The sequence below is a fragment of the Burkholderia pulmonis genome (assembly GCF_984667975.1).
Genome location: NZ_OZ480188.1, coordinates 1,229,510 through 1,246,069, shown reverse-complemented (window position 1 = coordinate 1,246,069; position 16,560 = coordinate 1,229,510). Strand labels below are relative to the sequence as shown.

Here is a 16,560-nt window from a genome sequence, read left to right as displayed (position 1 = left end):
AAACCGGCGGCGAACGGAATGTCAGGTCCGCAGCCACGGCAACTGCGCGGCGCTGTAGCGGAACGTCTGGAACACGCTGTTCAATTGGCCGGGGCCGGTCTTGCGCGCGGCTTCGTCCGGGTATTCGGCGAACCACGGGATCACGTATTCCCACACGACCTCGCCGTCAGGCGTCACCTCGAACAGCCGGCCCGTCGACGATTCGGTGACGTGCGTGTTGCCGTTCGGCAAGCGCTGCGCATTGCCCATGAACGGCGTGTAGAACAGGTTCACGACGTCGTCGGCATACGACCACACGACACGTTGCGTCGCCGGATCGATTTCGACGACGCGCGAGAACACGACATGCGCGCCGTGGCGGAAATTGCCGTTGTCGAATGCGAGGATGTTGCCGTTCGCGAGCGGCACCGGCGCATGCTGGTGCGACACGACGTCCGGCCCGATCCGCAGGTCGACGCGGCCGGTTTCACGGTTCACGGCGATGATTCCCGACGTCGTGCGCAGGCTCATCAGCACGCGGCCGTTCGCATCGACCGCCAGGCCGTTGACGAGCGGCCAGTGATAGCGGCCGAAGCCTGCCGCGATCGGGAAATCCTCGGGCCGCAGATGGTCGCGTGCGTGCCATTCCCAGACGATCTGGCCGGCGCGGTTCACTTCGCGGATCACGTCCGCATACATCACCTCGTCGTCGCCATGCGCCGTGCCGCCCGGCACGCGCTGCGCGAACGCCGCGTCGACCGGTTCGCACGCGGCGTAGAGCAGGTTGCCGTTCGGCAGCCACTGCGCGTCGTGGTGATGCGCGGGATCCTCGTAGCGCCACACGGTTTCGCCTTGCGGCGTGACCTCGTAGAAGTCGCCGCCGTGCCACATCGACCACGGCGCGTAGCGCGACTCGGAGCGCGGATGATTGCCGTTGTAGCCGAGGTTGCCGTTCGCGAGGATGACCGCGTGGCGGCCGGGGCGCACGGGCATTTTCCACTGGTGCGCGACTTCGCCGTCGATGCCGACGAGGTAGACGTTGCCGTCGGCCGTTTGCGGCGCGATGAGCGTATAGCCGCCCGCGGACAGCGCGGGATCGTGGGCGATGAGGCCGACGCCTCGGCGGCGCTGGGTAATCTGGTCGACGGTCGTCACTGCGGTCTCCATTCGAATCGGATGCGGGGATGCAGCGAAATCTAGACGATTCTGCGTGTCGGTAAAATCGGATTATTCTTGACGGCCTGTTCGGAAAAATCTAACGGTACCCCCATGCGTTCGATATCGCAGACATTCCGCTGTTTCGACGAAGTCGCGAGGCGCGGCTCGCTTCGCAAGGCGGCCGACGCGCTGCACCTGACCGCCGCGGCGGTGCACCAGCAGATCCGCAATCTCGAGGAGCAGGTCGGCGTGCCGCTGTTCGACCGGCTGCCGCGCGGCATGCAACTGACGCTCGCCGGCGAAATCGTGATCGCGGCGGTGCGTCGCGGCCAGCGCGACTTCGACAACGCGCTGACGCAGGTCGAGGATCTGCGCGCGCTGCGGCGCGGGCACGTGAATCTCGCGGTGCCCGCGTCGACCGCGGAGAAGCTCGTGCCCGACGCGATCCTCGCCGCGATGCAGCGCTACCCGGGCGTCACGTACAGCGTGCGCTCGGGAAACGGCGAGAACATCGTGCGCTGGGTCGAGACGGGCGAGGTCGACATCGGCTACGCACTGCGCCGGCGCACGGCGGCGGGTGTCGTCGAGGTGCGTGCGTTCGCGCAGCCGTTGGGCGTTGTTACGGCTCCCGGCCATCCGCTGGCGCTGGCGGGCGGCAAGGTGCGGATGCGCGACTGCTTCGCGCACCCGTTGATCCTGATGACACCCGACACGGAGCTGCGCGCGATGTTCGACCAGATCGATGCGCGGCAGCCGCGCAACGTACGGCCGCTGGTCGAGACGGGCTCGGTGTCGATGGTGCGGCGTCTCACGGCCGAAGGCGCCGGCATCGGCTTCCTGATCGCGGAGAACGTCGCGGACGACGTGGCCGCCGGGCGGCTCGCGTGGACGCCGCTCGCCGATGCGGGCGCGCGCTCGTTCAGTTGCATCTACCAGCGTGCGGACATGAGCGCGACCGTCGCGATGACGATGTTTCTCGAGTTCTTTTCGGAAGCGATCGAAGCGATGGAGCATGGCTTCGCGACCGATGGTCGGGCGACCGGCAAGCGTCGCCGCGTGACGAAATAACGAAGGGACGATCTCACCCGCGTGCAGGCATTGCGATGCGATGCAGCATGCGAATCCGCATGCCGGTTCGGTGACGTTGCGCACGCAACGTCCGGTTGCATTACGTCATTCCCTTATTGCGGAATGAATTTTGTTCATGGGACTATCGAACGCGTTGCCCGTGCACCGAGGGGGTCTCAGGCAACGCGATGTCCATCGCAACGACCTACAAGAACATCGGCAGACAATGAACAGAACAGCGATCTTTCCGTACGCGCCCGCGTTGCTCGCGGCCGCCCTGTTGACCGCATGCGGCGGCGACGTCGAGAACGAAGCGGCCCGCACGACGACACCTTCCACCGATGCGAGCTGCCTCGCCGTCGACAACAGCGGCGCGACGGTCGTGGTCGGCTCGAACCAGCCGGGCGATCCGTCGCTGCCGGAAGCGTCGTCGGGCTATCGCACCGGGATGAAGCCCGTCTATGCGAAAACCTACCTGGTGGCCACGTCGAACGCGTACGCGAGCGCGGCCGGTTGCGCGGTGCTGAAGAAGGGCGGCACGGCTGCCGATGCAGCGGTCGCCGTGCAGGCCGTGCTCGGCCTGACGGTGCCCGAGGCGACGGGCCTCGGGTCGGGCGGCGTGCTGCTCTACTACGACGCGCGCAGCAAGACGGTGCAGGCGTACGACGGCCGCGAAACCGCGCCGGCCGCCGCGACGGAGAACTACCTGCGTTACGTCGACGATGCGACCGATCAATCGGCGCCGCTGCCGAATGCGCGTGCGAGCGGCCGTTCGATCGGCACGATCGGCGTGCCGCGGCTCATCGAGGCGCTGCAGCAGGATCACGGCCGCCTGCCGTGGCAGAACCTGTTCGGCGACGCGATCACGCTCGCGACCAACGGCTTCCCGATCGGCGGCCGGCTCGCCGACGCGATCGCGTCGAACGCGTCGAACCTGAAGCGTGACCCCGAGGCCGCCGCCTACTTCCTGAACGCCGACGGTTCGCCGAAGACGCTCGGCACCGTGCTGAAGAACCCGGCCTACGCGCATACGCTGACGCTGATGGCGCAGTCGGGCGCGAATGCGCTGTACACGGGGCAGATCGCGCAGGACATCGTCGCGAAGATCGCGGCAACGAAGGGTGCGGACGGCTCGACGCTCACGCCGGGCAAGACGACCGTCGCGGATCTGGCCGCGTATCAGGCGAAGCGCCGCGATCCCGTATGCACGACCTATCGCAGCTACTGGGTCTGCGGGATGCCGCCGCCGTCGTCGGGCGGCATCGCGGTCGCATCGGCGCTCGGCATTCTCGAGAACTACGACCTGAAGTCGCTGAAGCCGACGGCGATCGATCTCGAAGGCGGCAAGCCGACCGTCGCGGGCGTGCACCTCGTCACCGAGGCCGAACGGCTCGCGTATGCCGACCGCGACAAGTACGTGGCCGATACGGATTTCGTGCCGCTGCCGGGCGGCACCTGGAACACGCTGCTGAACAAGCCTTACCTGAAATCGCGTGCGGCGCTGATCGACACGACCAGGAGCATGGGCACCGCGCAGCCGGGCAACCTCGGGTCGGTGCCGCTCGGCGTCGACACGACGCTGATCGAGCACGGCACGAACCAGTTCACGATCGTGGACGGCGACGGCAACGTGCTGAGCGCGACGACGACGGTCGAGTCGAGCATGGGCTCGTTCCACATGACCAACGGCTTCCTGCTGAACAACCAGCTGACCGATTTCTCCGCGAACCCGGTCGACACCTCCGGCAATCCGGTGGCGAACCGGCTGCAGCCGGGCAAGCGGCCGCGCAGCTCGATGGCGCCGACGATCGTGTTCGGGCAGGCCGCCGACGGTTCGCGCGGCGACTTCGTGATGGCGACCGGTTCGCCGGGAGGCGGCACGATTCCGCAGTACGTGGTCAAGACGCTCGTCGGCGCGCTCGACTGGGGGCTCGACGCGCAGCAGTCCGCGGGGCTCGTCGATTTCGGCGCGAGCAACAGCCCGACGACCACGATCGGCGGCGAGCATCCGAACGTCAACACGGCGAACAACGGCGCGAACGATCCGCTGATCACGGGGCTGCTCGCGCTCGGGCACAAGGTGTCGACGTCCGCGCAGGCGAGCGGCGTCAACACGGTGATGCGCGTGTCGGTCGGCCAGTCGCCCGCGTTGCAGGGCGGCACCGATCCGCGTCGCGAAGGCGTCGTACTCGGCGATACGTTCCGCCCGTAACCGGACGGAACACGCACGGCCCCGATGTGCCGACGGGCAGTCGGGGCCGTATTTCTGAAGGGGCTGCGATGAAGAACGCACATCTGCTCGAGCTGGACGCCGCACTGTCGGCGCCGGGTTTTTTCGATTTCCTCGGCGACGTCGATTGCGACGACGCGCTGGACAGTCGCGATGCCGAGCCGTTCGATACGCAGTGGATGGCGGCATTCGATGCGATCGACGGCGATCCGGCCGCGGCGATCGACAAGCCGGCCGTGGACGCGCTGCGGGAAAAGGCGTTCAAGCTTGCGTTCGGCGCATCGGGCAACGCCGGCGTGGCGGCATGCGTGTCCGACGACATCGAACTGATTGCAAGGAGCAGGCTGTCGGGCAGTGTTGACGGCTGGCCTGAACGCATCCTTTGGAATGCTTATAAAGACGGCCGGTTTCCCTGCTAACCGCTTCACCCTGTGCGTCTTTCCCGATACGTGTCGATCGGGCCAACCTAGATCGCGGCGCGGCCCGTGCCCATGCCAACGGGTTCGCACGGGTTCACCATCAAATCCGTGATCGATTCCGCCGCCAGCCTCCGATTGTCAAACAGTGTGAGTCAATCGTCAGCATTTGCAACGGAAGTAACAGTCCCCGCAATTCGATCGTTTTGCACGCCGGCGTCGCTACATTAGCTCCACCTGCCGCACGTCGCGGCAAGGCATGCGACAAGCCGCACGAAGGCGGCCCGCAGCAACAACGTCTTTGGGGAGAATGACCATGAACAAGATCCATACGATTCTGCTGGGTGCCGCTCTGACGGCGATGGCGACTTCGGCTGCATTTGCCCAGACGGCCCAGACCGGCGCCCAGGGTTCCGCAGGCGTCGGCGCTCAGGTCCAGACGCCGCTGCTCGGCGGCGGCGCGGGCGTGCAGGCGGGTGCCGGCGCGAACGCGGCCGGTTCGGGTTCGGGCGCAGGCAACGCCGTTGGCGGCGCGCTGGGCGGCGTCGGCAAGACGGTCGGTGGTGCGACGCACGCGGTCGGCTCGGCCGCCGGCACGGCGAAGGATGCGGCGGCATCGGCCGCCCACTCGACGAAGTCGCACGTGAAGCACGTCGCAGGCTCGGCGAAGAGCCATGCACAGGGCGCCGTGTCGACGGCGGGCGACGTCGCGGGTGGCGCGAAGGCGAAGGCCGGCGCAGCGCTCGAAGGCGCGACGAACCCGGTGCAGGGCGGCGCATCGGTCGGCCTGAAGGGTTCCGCGTCGGCACAAGGCGGCGCGCTGTAAGCAGCACGCATTCCGCCACGGCCCGGCCTGCTTCGATGCAGGCCGGGCTTTTTCATGGGTGCGTGACCCCTGCCCAATGCCCGCGCGCCATGCTTAAATAGCAGCGCTCCCGGTCGCCGGGCTGCCGCACCGGCAGCGCCGGCCGGTCCGGCCAGCATGTCCGATCGATACCGTGACGACAGACGACACAAAAACACCGTTCCGGCCCGCCCGGCCCGGTCCGATAACATTCCGAGGCATCACGTCATGACCATCCTGTTCCGTCTTCTCGCGCTCGCCTGCGCGCTCTGGCTGGCCGCCTGCGCGTCGCCGCCTCCGCCGTCCGCCAGTACCGCCGCGTCCGCCCCCGCACCCGCACCCGACGCCAGCGAACGCCGCGGGCTCGGTACCGCGTGGGGCGAATCGGTGCGATCCGAAACCAGTCAGGTCGCCTTCGAGCGCGCGGATCCGGCGAAGCCGACCGATCTCGCGTCGGTCTACTACAACGACGTGCTGCCAGGCCATCTTCCCGCGTCGCAAGTGCGCCGGCTGCCGATCCGCGTCGCGCTCGCGAACGGCGACATCGCGCTGTCGTTTACCGACGAAAAAGGCGCACCGCTGCGTCTCGCGCGCAGCAACGGCCGCTGGCACATGGCCGGTGTCGAGGGTTCGCGCTACATGATCGTGCTGCGCAACCAGGGGCGCCGTACGTTCGAAGTCGTGTCGACGGTCGACGGGCTCGACGTGCTGTCGGGGCGTCCGGGCAGCTACACGAACGGCGGCTACGTGCTGTATCCGGGCCGTACGCTGACGATCGAGGGCTTCCGCAAGAGCCGCGACGAAGTCGCCGCGTTCCGCTTTGCCGCGGTGCCCGACAGTTATGTCGCGAACTCGAAGTACGGCGATGCCGCGAACGTCGGCGTGATCGGCGTCGCGCTGTTCGCGCAGAAGGAGAACGACGAGGAGGCGCTGCGCCGCAACGCGAACCCGTTCCCCGGCAACGACAACGGCTTTGCGCCGCCGCCCGTCCCGCGCGGCGAGTGACGGCCGGTAGCCGTGCGCCCGCGTGCATGACGATGCACGCGGGGCGAGCCTGCGCGAGTTCCGAAACCCGGTCAACGTCGTTTCGACCCAGTTTGGATTGACCGGATCCGTCACGCCATCGCCCTGTCCGGCAATCGCGTGGTGCAACGCCGGCCGGCATCGACGTCCGCCGACGCATCTCGTACACACTGGCCGCGATGCAGCGTGACGATCGTTTCGCGAATGGCCCGTGTGCAGGCGACGGGGTTCTGCGGTCCCGCGATCGGGCTGCGGCACAATGGCGGTTCGATTCCATTTCGCGTGCGGCCCGACCATCCGGACCGACGGAGAACCTCATGTCGTTACCCGCTTTCAGGTACCATCCCGACCCGCTCGCAACCGGCAGCGTGATCCGCTCGGACGTGCGGTGCGTATGCTGCGGCGATGCGCGCGGATACGTGTACGCCGGCCCGGTGTATGCGGTCGACGAGTACGAGCAGTGCATCTGCCCGTGGTGCATCGCCGACGGCACGGCACATGCGCGGCTCGACGCCAGCTTCACGGACACGTACGGCATTGGCGGCGGTGAATGGGACGAAGTGCCCGAAGCGGTTGTCGACGAGATCGCGTATCGCACGCCGGGCTTCCAGGGCTGGCAGCAGGAACGGTGGTGGACGCATTGCGGCGACGGCGCACAGTTCGTCGGCCGCGCGGGCGCCGGTGAACTGACGGCGCTCGGCCCGCAGGCCGTCGACGCGATCCGCGCTTCGACCGGGCTCGACGACGGCGCCGAGTGGGAACACTTTTTCGCGGCGCTCGACAAGGACGGCTCGCCGACCGCGTACGTATTTCGCTGCATTCATTGCGGCGAGCCCGGCGGCTATCAGGATTGCGATTGACGATCGGGCCTGCCCGAGCGGCATCACCCTTTCGTCATGAAACAGAGGAATCTTCGTGAAGTTCATCCACGCGGCAGACATTCATCTTGACAGCCCGTTGCACGGCCTGAGCGCGTATCCCGACGCGCCGGCCGCGCAGTTGCGCAACGCGTCGCGCGAGGCGCTGCGGCAACTCGTGGATCGGGCGATCGAAGAGGAAGTCGCGTTTCTCGTGATCGCCGGCGACCTGTACGACGGCGACTGGAAGGACCACAACACGGGCATCTTCTTCGGCCAGCAGATGGGCCGCCTGCGCAAGGCCGGCATCCGCGCGTTCGTGCTCGGCGGCAACCACGATGCCGAAAGCGAGATGACGAAGAAGCTGACGCTGCCCGACAACGTCACCGTGTTCGGCCACCGCAAGCCGGAAACCTTCACGCTGCCGGGATTCGATGTCGCATTGCACGGGCAGAGCTTCAAGGACAAGGCGGTCGTCGACAATCTCGCGATCGGCTATCCGGACCCGGTGCCCGGGCACTACAACATCGGCGTGCTGCATACGGCGCTGGAAGGTTATGCGGCGCATGCGAACTATGCGCCGTGTTCGCTGGCCGAGCTGCACGCGAAAGGCTACGACTACTGGGCGCTCGGCCACGTGCACGAATTCCAGCAATGGACGGGGCCGTCCACCGTCGTGTTTCCCGGCAACCTGCAGGGGCGCCACATCCGCGAGACGGGCCGCCGCGGCGCGGTGCTCGTGACGGTCGAGCAAGGCCGCACGGAGGTCGAGCGCCTGTATCTCGACGTGTTGCGCTGGGAAGCCGTGTCGGTCGATGCGTCGGATTGCCTGTCGGTTGCCGATCTGTCGAGAAAGATCGGCCAGTCGCTGGAAGCGCTGCTGGCCGTCGACGGTCACGTGCCGCGCGCGGTGCGCGTGACGGTCACGGGGCGCACGCCCGCGCACGGGCTCTTTTTCGGCCGCGCGCCCCAGTTGCGCGCGGAGGTGCTGAACCAGATCGGGATCATCGGCAACGAGCTGCTTTGGCTCGAGAAGGTCCGGCTCGAAACGTCGGCCGCCGATCATCAGCCGGGCGAGAGCGAACAGCTCGAGGCGCTGGAGGACCTGAAGCAGATCCTGGCCGACGCCGCGCACGATCCGGATTTCCTCGCACTGCTCGAACGCGACCTGAAGCCGTTCGTCGGCAAGGTTCGCAGCGACGTGAAGGAGGAAGTGCCGTTGCTGGCGATGGCGCGCGCAGGCGAGCTGACGGCGCTGGTCGAACAGGTCGGGCCCGCGTTGCTCGCGCGGCTGGCGAAGGGGGAGTAAGCGATGCGCATCAGCCAGCTCGATCTGATCAAGTACGGCAAGTTCACCGACGAGACGTTGCGGTTTCCGTCGGCCGGCGAGGATTTCCACGTGATCGTCGGGCCGAACGAGGCCGGCAAGTCGACGATCCGCACGGCCGTGTCCGAGTTGCTGTTCGGGATGAAGCTGCAGACGCCGCTCGATTTCCTGCACAGCACGCCTGAACTGCGGATCGGCGGCGTGCTGGAAAGCGGCGCGGCCGAACTCGCGTTTCATCGTGCGCGGGGGCGGAGTCCGTTGCGCACGTCCGCCGACGACAAGCTGCCCGACGACTACCTCGCGGCCATCCTCGACGGCGCGACCCGCGAATTCTTCGAGCAGATGTTCGGGCTCGACCACGGGCGGCTGGTCGATGGCGGCCGGAGCATTCTCGACGCATCCGACAAGCTTGGCCAGGTGCTGTTCGAATCGGCCGCCGGCGTCGGCAGTCTCGGGCCGGTGCGCGAGGAGCTCGACGCGCGTTCGCTCGAACTGTGGGCGCCGCGTCGGAGCGGCAGCGCGTTTGCGCTGGCTGAAACGTCGTTCAACGAAGCGGTGACCGAGCTGAAGACGGTCCAGGTGCGCACGCGCGACTGGGTCGATCGCAAGGACGCGCGTGAAGCGGTCGAGCAGCGTCTCGAGCAGGCGCGCACGGAGCTGCGCCGGCTCGAGACGCTGCGCTCGAAGCTCGAGCGCGTGCGGCGGCTTGCGCCGTACCTGAAGGAGCTGACGGTCAAGGACGCGGCGCTGGCCGAACTCGGCGCGGTCGTCGAGTTGCCGCCCACCGCGTATGCGGATCTGCTGAAGGCGCAGGGCGATCTCGCTGCCGAGCAGAAGGTGCTCGAAGAGCGACGTGCCGACCTGCTCGCGAAGCAGCAGGCGCGCGCTGCGATTGACGCGGACGCCGACACGCTGGCGCTCGAAGCCGATATCGAAGCGCTCGACCGGCTGCGCGGCACGTGCATGAATCACCCGCAGGATTTGCTGCTGCTCGGCGCGAACGTCGAGCGGCACCTGTCGGGCGCGTTGTCGGCGGCCGCCCAGCTCGGCTGGCCGGGCGACGAAGCGTCGCTGCGCACGGCGTTGCCGACGGCGCTGTCGCTGAAGACCGTCGAGAACCTGTTACGCGAGCACGGCGCGCTCCACCAGGCGCTTGCCGGCGCGCGCGAATCGCTCGACGAACGCACGCGCGAGCTTGCGCAGGCCCGGGAGCAACAGGCGCGCCTGTCGACCGTCGACGTGCCCGAAGCGTTGCGCGCGGCGCTGGCCGACGCGCAAGGGTTTCGCAACAGCGGCCAGCGCGAGCAGGCGCTGGAGCACGAAATCGCCGCGGCCGAACGCACGTTGTCCGGCGCGCTCGATGCGCTCGGCCAGTGGCGCATGCCGGTCGACGCGCTGCGCGCGCTCGACGTGCCGTCGCCGGCGCGGCTCGGTGCATTGCTCAAGGAAGACAGCGAACGTGCAAGCACGGCTGCTGCGGCACGCGACGCGCGGGACGGCGCGCTCGAAGAGCTCGAACGGCTCGCGTTGCAGGAGAGGCATTTCACGGAGAATCACAAGGTCGTCACGACGGCCGACGTGCTGGCGGCGCGGGTGCGTCGCGACGGCGCGTGGGGCGACATCCGCGGCGGGGCCGTCGATCTCGCGACGGGCGCGCCGGCGCTCGACGATGCGATTCGCCTTGCCGACGAACTCGTCGATGCGCAGCTCGGCGCGACGCAGGCAGCGGCGACGCTGCAATCGCTGCGTCAACAGGTCGAATCCGCGCGTGCGGGCGTGACACGCAGGCAGGCCGCGCTGGACGAGCGCGTGCGGGAGCTGGCCGCGCATCGCGACGCGTGGGCCGCGCTCGCGGCGGCGGCCGCCGTGCCCGGCATGCCGCTGGCGGCGATGGGCGACTGGCTCGCGAAGCGCGACACGGTGTTCGCCGCGCAGGCTGATCTCGACCGTCAATGCCGCGAATTCGACACGGTTCGTGCGGCACGGGCCGGCGCGGAAGCCGCGCTGCGCACGGCACTCCTTGCAGTATCGCGAGGCGGCGTGTCGGACGGGCTGGCCGCGCTCGTCGCCGTCGCCGAGACTTTCGTGCAATCGGCCGAGAAAGCGGCCGCGCAGAAAGACAGCCTCGACGATCGCGCGCGGGAAGCCGAGCGAGGATGCGCGACGGCGCAGTCGCGGGCCGGCCATGCGCAGACGGCCTACGATGCATGGCTGGCGCAATGGCGCGACGCGCTGGCCGACGCGAAACTGTCCGCGAGCGCGACGACGCTGGCCGCGGCGGAAGGTGCGCTCGCGCTCGCGAATGCGGTGACGGCCGAACTGGCCGATGCCGACGCGCCGCGCAACCGGATCGCCGCGATCCGTGCGGAGCTGGCCGCACTCGAGGCCGGCGCGCGGCGGCTTGCCGAAGCGCTCGCACCGGAAGGGCTGGCAAGCGGCGACTGGCCGGATGTGGCGCGCCGGCTGACGATGCGTCTCGCGGCCGCGAAGGAAACGGCGCGTGCGATCGGTCGCGCCGACGAGGCCGTGCGGCAGGCCGACGGCAAGGTCGCGGATGCGGCCGCCGCGGTAGCCGGTGCCGACGCACGCATCCACCCGCTGCTGCAACTGGCCGGCGTCGCGTCGATCGATGCGGCACTGCCGCTCGCCGAGCGCTCGGATCGCCAGCGCCAGCTTCGGCAGGCGGTCGATGCCGCGCACGAGGCACTGGTGCGCGACGGCGACGGGCTGTCGCGGTCCGCCGTCGAAGCCGAAGTCGCGGAACAGGACATTGTCGACGTGCCGGCGCATCTCGAAGCGGTGAAGCAGTCGCTGGGCGACGTCGGCAAGCGGTTGAACGAGCTGTCGCAGCAGCAGGTCGTGGCCGACCAGGCATTCGGTGCGATCGACGGCCAGGCGAGTGCGGCCGTTGCCGAGTCGAAGCGGCAGGAGGCGCTGGCGGCGATGGGCGATGCGGCCGAACAGTATCTGGAGGCGGCGACGGCGAGCCGCTTGCTGAAGTGGGCGACGGATCGCTACCGCGACCAGAAGCAGGGGCCGATGCTCAGGCGCGCCGGCGAGATCTTCGCGGGGCTCACGCTGGGCGAATTCGCGAAGCTGACCGTCGATACCGAACGGACGCCGCCCGCACTTTATGCAAGGCGCACGAAGGGCGCGTCGGTCGAAGTCGCGGGCTTGAGCGAAGGCACGCGCGACCAGCTGTTCCTCGCGCTGCGGATCGCGGCGCTCGAGTTGCAGCTCGGCAGCCGGACGGCGCTGCCGTTCGTTGCCGACGACCTGTTCATCAATTTCGACGACGCGCGCGCGAAGGCTGGGCTCGATGCGCTGCGCGATCTGTCGACGCGAACCCAGGTGCTGTTCCTGACGCACCACGACCACCTGCTGCCGCTCGTGAGGGACGTATTCGGCGCGCGGGTCAACGTGGTCGAGTTGCAGCGCGCGCCCGCCGGCGCGTGATGCGGGGTGCGCCGGGATGCCGGCGCAAGGGCAGGGTCATCGCGTACAGGTAGTATGAGCGGTTCCGAAACGCACGCGGCCGGTTCAACCGGTCGCGGGTCTGGCCACACGAGGGGTAAACATGAAAAAGCTGGTAGCCGCCATCGCGTTCGCGGCGGACAAGCATCGCAATCAGCGGCGCAAGGATGAAGAGGCGTCGCCGTACATCAATCATCCGATCGCGCTCGCCGACGTACTGGCCAACGAAGCGGGCGTCGAGGACGAACGCGTGATCGTCGCGGCCGTGCTGCACGACACGGTCGAGGATACGGAGACGACCGAGCAGGAGTTGCTGCGGCTGTTCGGCAAGGATGTGGCGGACATCGTGATGGAGGTGACCGACGACAAGTCGTTGCCGAAGGACGAACGCAAGCGCATGCAGATCGAGCATGCGGCCTCCATCAGCCGGCGCGCGAAGCTCGTGAAGCTGGCCGACAAGATCTGCAACCTGCGCGACATTGCACGGCATCCGCCCGCGGACTGGCCGCTCGAGCGCAAGCAGGCGTACTTCGACTGGGCGAAGTCGGTCGTCGATCAACTGCGCGGCGTGCATCCCGGCCTCGAGGCGATCTTCGACACCGCGTATGCCGCGCGGCCGGCAGACTGAGATTCAGGCATGGCATCGGCCCGATCGGTCGGATCTGCCGTGCGGCACTCGGCTGCCGTGGCGGGCGTCGATGTCGGTGGCGACAGGAAGCTGTGCGATCTCGTGATCCTGCGCGAGTCGACGGTCGTCTGTCGCGAAGCGCGGATCGCACCCGAGGCGGTGCCCGCACTATGTATGGCCCATGACGTCGTGGCCGTCGGCGTCGACGCCCCGAGCCTGTGGTGGACAGGCGTCGGCCGCCGGGCCGCCGAACAGGCGCTCGCGCGTGAGCGGATCTCGTGCTTTCCGACGCCGTCGCGGGAGCAGGCCGTTGCAAGCACGTCGGGCTTCTTCGACTGGATGTTCATGGGGGAGCGCGTCTACCGTGCACTCGCGGATGCCTATCCGTTGCTGACCGATGCGCACTATGCCGGCGGTCGCGCGAGTTTCGAAACCTATCCGTACGCGATTACCTGCGCGATGCTGGGCAAAACCGTTGCGTCGGCGAAGCTGAAGCGGACGCAGCGCCTGAAATTGCTGGAGCGGCTGGGGATCGACGTGTCGACGCTGCGCTCCGTCGATGCGCGAGACGCGACGCTTTGCGCGTTGACCGCCCAATACGTGATCGACGGGAACGCGCATGCATATGGCGATGCGGAGGGCGGCTATATCCGCGTGCCGATCGTCAGCGAGACGATCGTGCTCGATGCGCCGTAGTTGGGACGTTCGGCTCCGGGCGGACGGTGATCGCAGGAAAGCTGCCGTGTTCAGGTGAGCTTTTGCGGGAGCGATGCGGCGGGTGTTGCGATGAAGGTGCCGGTCAGTGGTGGCCGGCACGGATCAGGTCTGGCGGGTGCACGCGACGTGAAGCCGGTGCACCGTGCGATCCGGTTGGCGGGGTTCAGTCTTCGAGGATGGATTTCGGCACGCTGGACAGATCGCAGGCTTGTGCCTGATCTAAGTAGTCTTCCGCATCGTCGATCATCACGACCGCGACGTCGATCAACTCGTCGAGCCGTTGCAGCAGCGATTCACGCCACTCGATGTCTTCGTCGCGCTCGGGCGTCTTGTCCAGTTGCTCGATGATCGAGTCGGCCGTCTGCAGGAACGGGATGGCCTGCTGATAGTTTTCGATCGATACCATCGCCGCGTTGCGTGCGCCGACGAGGCGCTCGCGATGCTCGTCCGCCAGTTCCGACTCGCCGCTGATGCGCGGCAATACATCCGAGATGCGCTGAAGAAGCGGCGGCGCTTGCTCTTCCAACAGGGTGGCGCGCTCGCGCAGCGCTGCATATTCGTCGCGAAGATCGGCGTCGCCGGATTGAGTCGTGCTGTCCATCGTCGATATGAGTGCGTGGTTCGGTCGCGGCATGATACTCGACCGCGCCAGGTTCTTCGTCCGTTCCGCGATCTCCTATATAGAAGGGAGGTGGCGCATACGTCATATCTAGGGAGCGCTGCCGGCGTCGCGATTCGCGTCCGCCGAACCCCAAGCCCTCGTGCGCGTCAGCGCACGAGGGTTTTTTCAAACTTTCTTCACAAAGGGGCTTGCGGAGACGCGGGCGGATGCTTAGAATCACGCCTCTTTCGCGCTAACGGAAACGCAGCGCGGGAGGGAAGGGAAGCAGTGCTGTTGGGGCTTGGTGGTAACGGCCTCGGCGGTACGAAAGTTGAGCCCCGCAGTCGCAACGATGTAGTGTAAAAAGTTGTTGACGAGCTGCGAAACACGGTTCATAATCTCGCTTCTCTGCTGCTGAAAACGCAGCACTGCTGAGAAACACGAAGTTTCTCGCAGAAATGCTCTTTAAAAATTAACAGCCGATAAGTGTGGGCGCTTGATGGAAGCGAGCTGATCTTCGGATCAGATAGCGAAAGTATCAAGAGTCTCACACTAAAGTAAGTCAGGTTTATGAAGTGATTCATATTCCTGTCAGCTTTGAGTGAGCGACCGGTTCTTAACTGAACCGAAAACAGTAACAGGTTTAAACTGAAGAGTTTGATCCTGGCTCAGATTGAACGCTGGCGGCATGCCTTACACATGCAAGTCGAACGGCAGCACGGGTGCTTGCACCTGGTGGCGAGTGGCGAACGGGTGAGTAATACATCGGAACATGTCCTGTAGTGGGGGATAGCCCGGCGAAAGCCGGATTAATACCGCATACGATCTACGGATGAAAGCGGGGGACCTTCGGGCCTCGCGCTATAGGGTTGGCCGATGGCTGATTAGCTAGTTGGTGGGGTAAAGGCCTACCAAGGCGACGATCAGTAGCTGGTCTGAGAGGACGACCAGCCACACTGGGACTGAGACACGGCCCAGACTCCTACGGGAGGCAGCAGTGGGGAATTTTGGACAATGGGCGAAAGCCTGATCCAGCAATGCCGCGTGTGTGAAGAAGGCCTTCGGGTTGTAAAGCACTTTTGTCCGGAAAGAAATCCTTGGCCCTAATACGGTCGGGGGATGACGGTACCGGAAGAATAAGCACCGGCTAACTACGTGCCAGCAGCCGCGGTAATACGTAGGGTGCGAGCGTTAATCGGAATTACTGGGCGTAAAGCGTGCGCAGGCGGTTTGTTAAGACCGATGTGAAATCCCCGGGCTCAACCTGGGAACTGCATTGGTGACTGGCAAGCTAGAGTATGGCAGAGGGGGGTAGAATTCCACGTGTAGCAGTGAAATGCGTAGAGATGTGGAGGAATACCGATGGCGAAGGCAGCCCCCTGGGCCAATACTGACGCTCATGCACGAAAGCGTGGGGAGCAAACAGGATTAGATACCCTGGTAGTCCACGCCCTAAACGATGTCAACTAGTTGTTGGGGATTCATTTCCTTAGTAACGTAGCTAACGCGTGAAGTTGACCGCCTGGGGAGTACGGTCGCAAGATTAAAACTCAAAGGAATTGACGGGGACCCGCACAAGCGGTGGATGATGTGGATTAATTCGATGCAACGCGAAAAACCTTACCTACCCTTGACATGGTCGGAATTCCGCTGAGAGGTGGAAGTGCTCGAAAGAGAACCGATACACAGGTGCTGCATGGCTGTCGTCAGCTCGTGTCGTGAGATGTTGGGTTAAGTCCCGCAACGAGCGCAACCCTTGTCCTTAGTTGCTACGCAAGAGCACTCTAAGGAGACTGCCGGTGACAAACCGGAGGAAGGTGGGGATGACGTCAAGTCCTCATGGCCCTTATGGGTAGGGCTTCACACGTCATACAATGGTCGGAACAGAGGGTTGCCAACCCGCGAGGGGGAGCTAATCCCAGAAAACCGATCGTAGTCCGGATTGCACTCTGCAACTCGAGTGCATGAAGCTGGAATCGCTAGTAATCGCGGATCAGCATGCCGCGGTGAATACGTTCCCGGGTCTTGTACACACCGCCCGTCACACCATGGGAGTGGGTTTTACCAGAAGTGGCTAGTCTAACCGCAAGGAGGACGGTCACCACGGTAGGATTCATGACTGGGGTGAAGTCGTAACAAGGTAGCCGTATCGGAAGGTGCGGCTGGATCACCTCCTTTCTAGAGCTTCTCGCAAAGTTGAGCGCTCACGCTTATCGGCTGTAAATTAAAGACAGACTC

12 protein-coding genes and 1 rRNA gene are annotated in these 16,560 nt (G+C 66.1%); 11 read left to right on the top strand and 2 right to left on the bottom strand.

All coding sequences use genetic code 11. From position 1 onward, the window contains the following. Positions 1 to 21: 21 nt before the first annotated feature. The gene (locus AC5LXK_RS37055; RefSeq protein ID WP_493394584.1) at positions 22 to 1,146 is read right to left on the bottom strand and encodes an aryl-sulfate sulfotransferase; all 1,125 of its coding nucleotides are present in this window, start codon (positions 1,144 to 1,146) and stop codon (positions 22 to 24) included. A 102-nt stretch (positions 1,147 to 1,248) separates the two neighbouring features. Between AC5LXK_RS37055 and AC5LXK_RS37050 the strand changes: the two genes are divergently transcribed. From AC5LXK_RS37050 to AC5LXK_RS37005, 10 genes are all read left to right on the top strand, one after another. Next, positions 1,249 to 2,205, top strand: a complete 957-nt coding sequence (locus AC5LXK_RS37050; protein WP_493394583.1) for a LysR family transcriptional regulator — start codon at positions 1,249 to 1,251, stop codon at positions 2,203 to 2,205. A gap of 226 nt (positions 2,206 to 2,431) precedes the next feature. Continuing rightward, on the top strand, positions 2,432 to 4,417 hold the full coding sequence (locus tag AC5LXK_RS37045; protein ID WP_493394582.1) for a gamma-glutamyltransferase family protein: 1,986 nt from the start codon (positions 2,432 to 2,434) through the stop codon (positions 4,415 to 4,417). A 26-nt stretch (positions 4,418 to 4,443) separates the two neighbouring features. Beyond that, on the top strand, positions 4,444 to 4,854 hold the full coding sequence (locus AC5LXK_RS37040) for an immunity protein PIM1 family protein (protein WP_493394581.1): 411 nt from the start codon (positions 4,444 to 4,446) through the stop codon (positions 4,852 to 4,854). 313 nt (positions 4,855 to 5,167) lie between these two features. Further along, on the top strand, positions 5,168 to 5,677 hold the full coding sequence (locus tag AC5LXK_RS37035; protein ID WP_493394580.1) for a hypothetical protein: 510 nt from the start codon (positions 5,168 to 5,170) through the stop codon (positions 5,675 to 5,677). 246 nt (positions 5,678 to 5,923) lie between these two features. Further along, positions 5,924 to 6,700, top strand: a complete 777-nt coding sequence (locus AC5LXK_RS37030) for a hypothetical protein (RefSeq protein ID WP_493394579.1) — start codon at positions 5,924 to 5,926, stop codon at positions 6,698 to 6,700. A gap of 335 nt (positions 6,701 to 7,035) precedes the next feature. Continuing rightward, positions 7,036 to 7,578: a CbrC family protein gene (locus AC5LXK_RS37025; protein WP_493394578.1), complete on the top strand. Its 543-nt coding sequence runs from the start codon at positions 7,036 to 7,038 to the stop codon at positions 7,576 to 7,578. A 55-nt stretch (positions 7,579 to 7,633) separates the two neighbouring features. Continuing rightward, a complete protein-coding gene (locus tag AC5LXK_RS37020; RefSeq protein WP_493394577.1) occupies positions 7,634 to 8,884 on the top strand; it encodes a metallophosphoesterase family protein in 1,251 nt (416 codons plus the stop codon). Positions 8,885 to 8,887: 3 nt separating this feature from the next. Next, entirely contained in the window at positions 8,888 to 12,358 is a 3,471-nt protein-coding gene (locus AC5LXK_RS37015) for an ATP-binding protein (protein WP_493394576.1), read from the top strand. Between the two features lie 121 nt (positions 12,359 to 12,479). Then, positions 12,480 to 13,004 carry an HD domain-containing protein gene (locus tag AC5LXK_RS37010; RefSeq protein WP_493394575.1) on the top strand — a complete coding sequence of 175 codons (525 nt, stop codon included), beginning with the start codon at positions 12,480 to 12,482 and terminating at the stop codon, positions 13,002 to 13,004. 9 nt (positions 13,005 to 13,013) lie between these two features. Continuing rightward, positions 13,014 to 13,700, top strand: a complete 687-nt coding sequence (locus AC5LXK_RS37005; RefSeq protein ID WP_493394574.1) for a DUF429 domain-containing protein — start codon at positions 13,014 to 13,016, stop codon at positions 13,698 to 13,700. Between the two features lie 184 nt (positions 13,701 to 13,884). On the opposite strand, the gene AC5LXK_RS37000 is transcribed toward AC5LXK_RS37005, so the two are convergent. Then, the gene (locus tag AC5LXK_RS37000) at positions 13,885 to 14,322 is read right to left on the bottom strand and encodes an ATPase (RefSeq protein WP_493394573.1); all 438 of its coding nucleotides are present in this window, start codon (positions 14,320 to 14,322) and stop codon (positions 13,885 to 13,887) included. Between the two features lie 645 nt (positions 14,323 to 14,967). Here AC5LXK_RS37000 and AC5LXK_RS36995 point away from each other — a divergent pair. Then, positions 14,968 to 16,500: ribosomal RNA gene (locus tag AC5LXK_RS36995) — 16S ribosomal RNA — on the top strand. Positions 16,501 to 16,560 lie beyond the last annotated feature (60 nt).

Excerpts from the sequence above, each read along its gene's own strand:
- AC5LXK_RS37050 (WP_493394583.1), top strand. The coding sequence starts at position 1,249 with ATGCGTTCGATATCGCAGACATTCCGCTGTTTCGACGAAGTCGCGAGG.
- AC5LXK_RS37000 (WP_493394573.1), bottom strand. The coding sequence starts at position 14,322 with ATGGACAGCACGACTCAATCCGGCGACGCCGATCTTCGCGACGAATAT.
- AC5LXK_RS37045 (WP_493394582.1), top strand. The coding sequence starts at position 2,432 with ATGAACAGAACAGCGATCTTTCCGTACGCGCCCGCGTTGCTCGCGGCC.
- AC5LXK_RS37030 (WP_493394579.1), top strand. The coding sequence starts at position 5,924 with ATGACCATCCTGTTCCGTCTTCTCGCGCTCGCCTGCGCGCTCTGGCTG.
- AC5LXK_RS37025 (WP_493394578.1), top strand. The coding sequence starts at position 7,036 with ATGTCGTTACCCGCTTTCAGGTACCATCCCGACCCGCTCGCAACCGGC.
- AC5LXK_RS37005 (WP_493394574.1), top strand. The coding sequence starts at position 13,014 with ATGGCATCGGCCCGATCGGTCGGATCTGCCGTGCGGCACTCGGCTGCC.
- AC5LXK_RS37010 (WP_493394575.1), top strand. The coding sequence starts at position 12,480 with ATGAAAAAGCTGGTAGCCGCCATCGCGTTCGCGGCGGACAAGCATCGC.
- AC5LXK_RS37055 (WP_493394584.1), bottom strand. The coding sequence starts at position 1,146 with ATGGAGACCGCAGTGACGACCGTCGACCAGATTACCCAGCGCCGCCGA.
- AC5LXK_RS37015 (WP_493394576.1), top strand. The coding sequence starts at position 8,888 with ATGCGCATCAGCCAGCTCGATCTGATCAAGTACGGCAAGTTCACCGAC.
- AC5LXK_RS37035 (WP_493394580.1), top strand. The coding sequence starts at position 5,168 with ATGAACAAGATCCATACGATTCTGCTGGGTGCCGCTCTGACGGCGATG.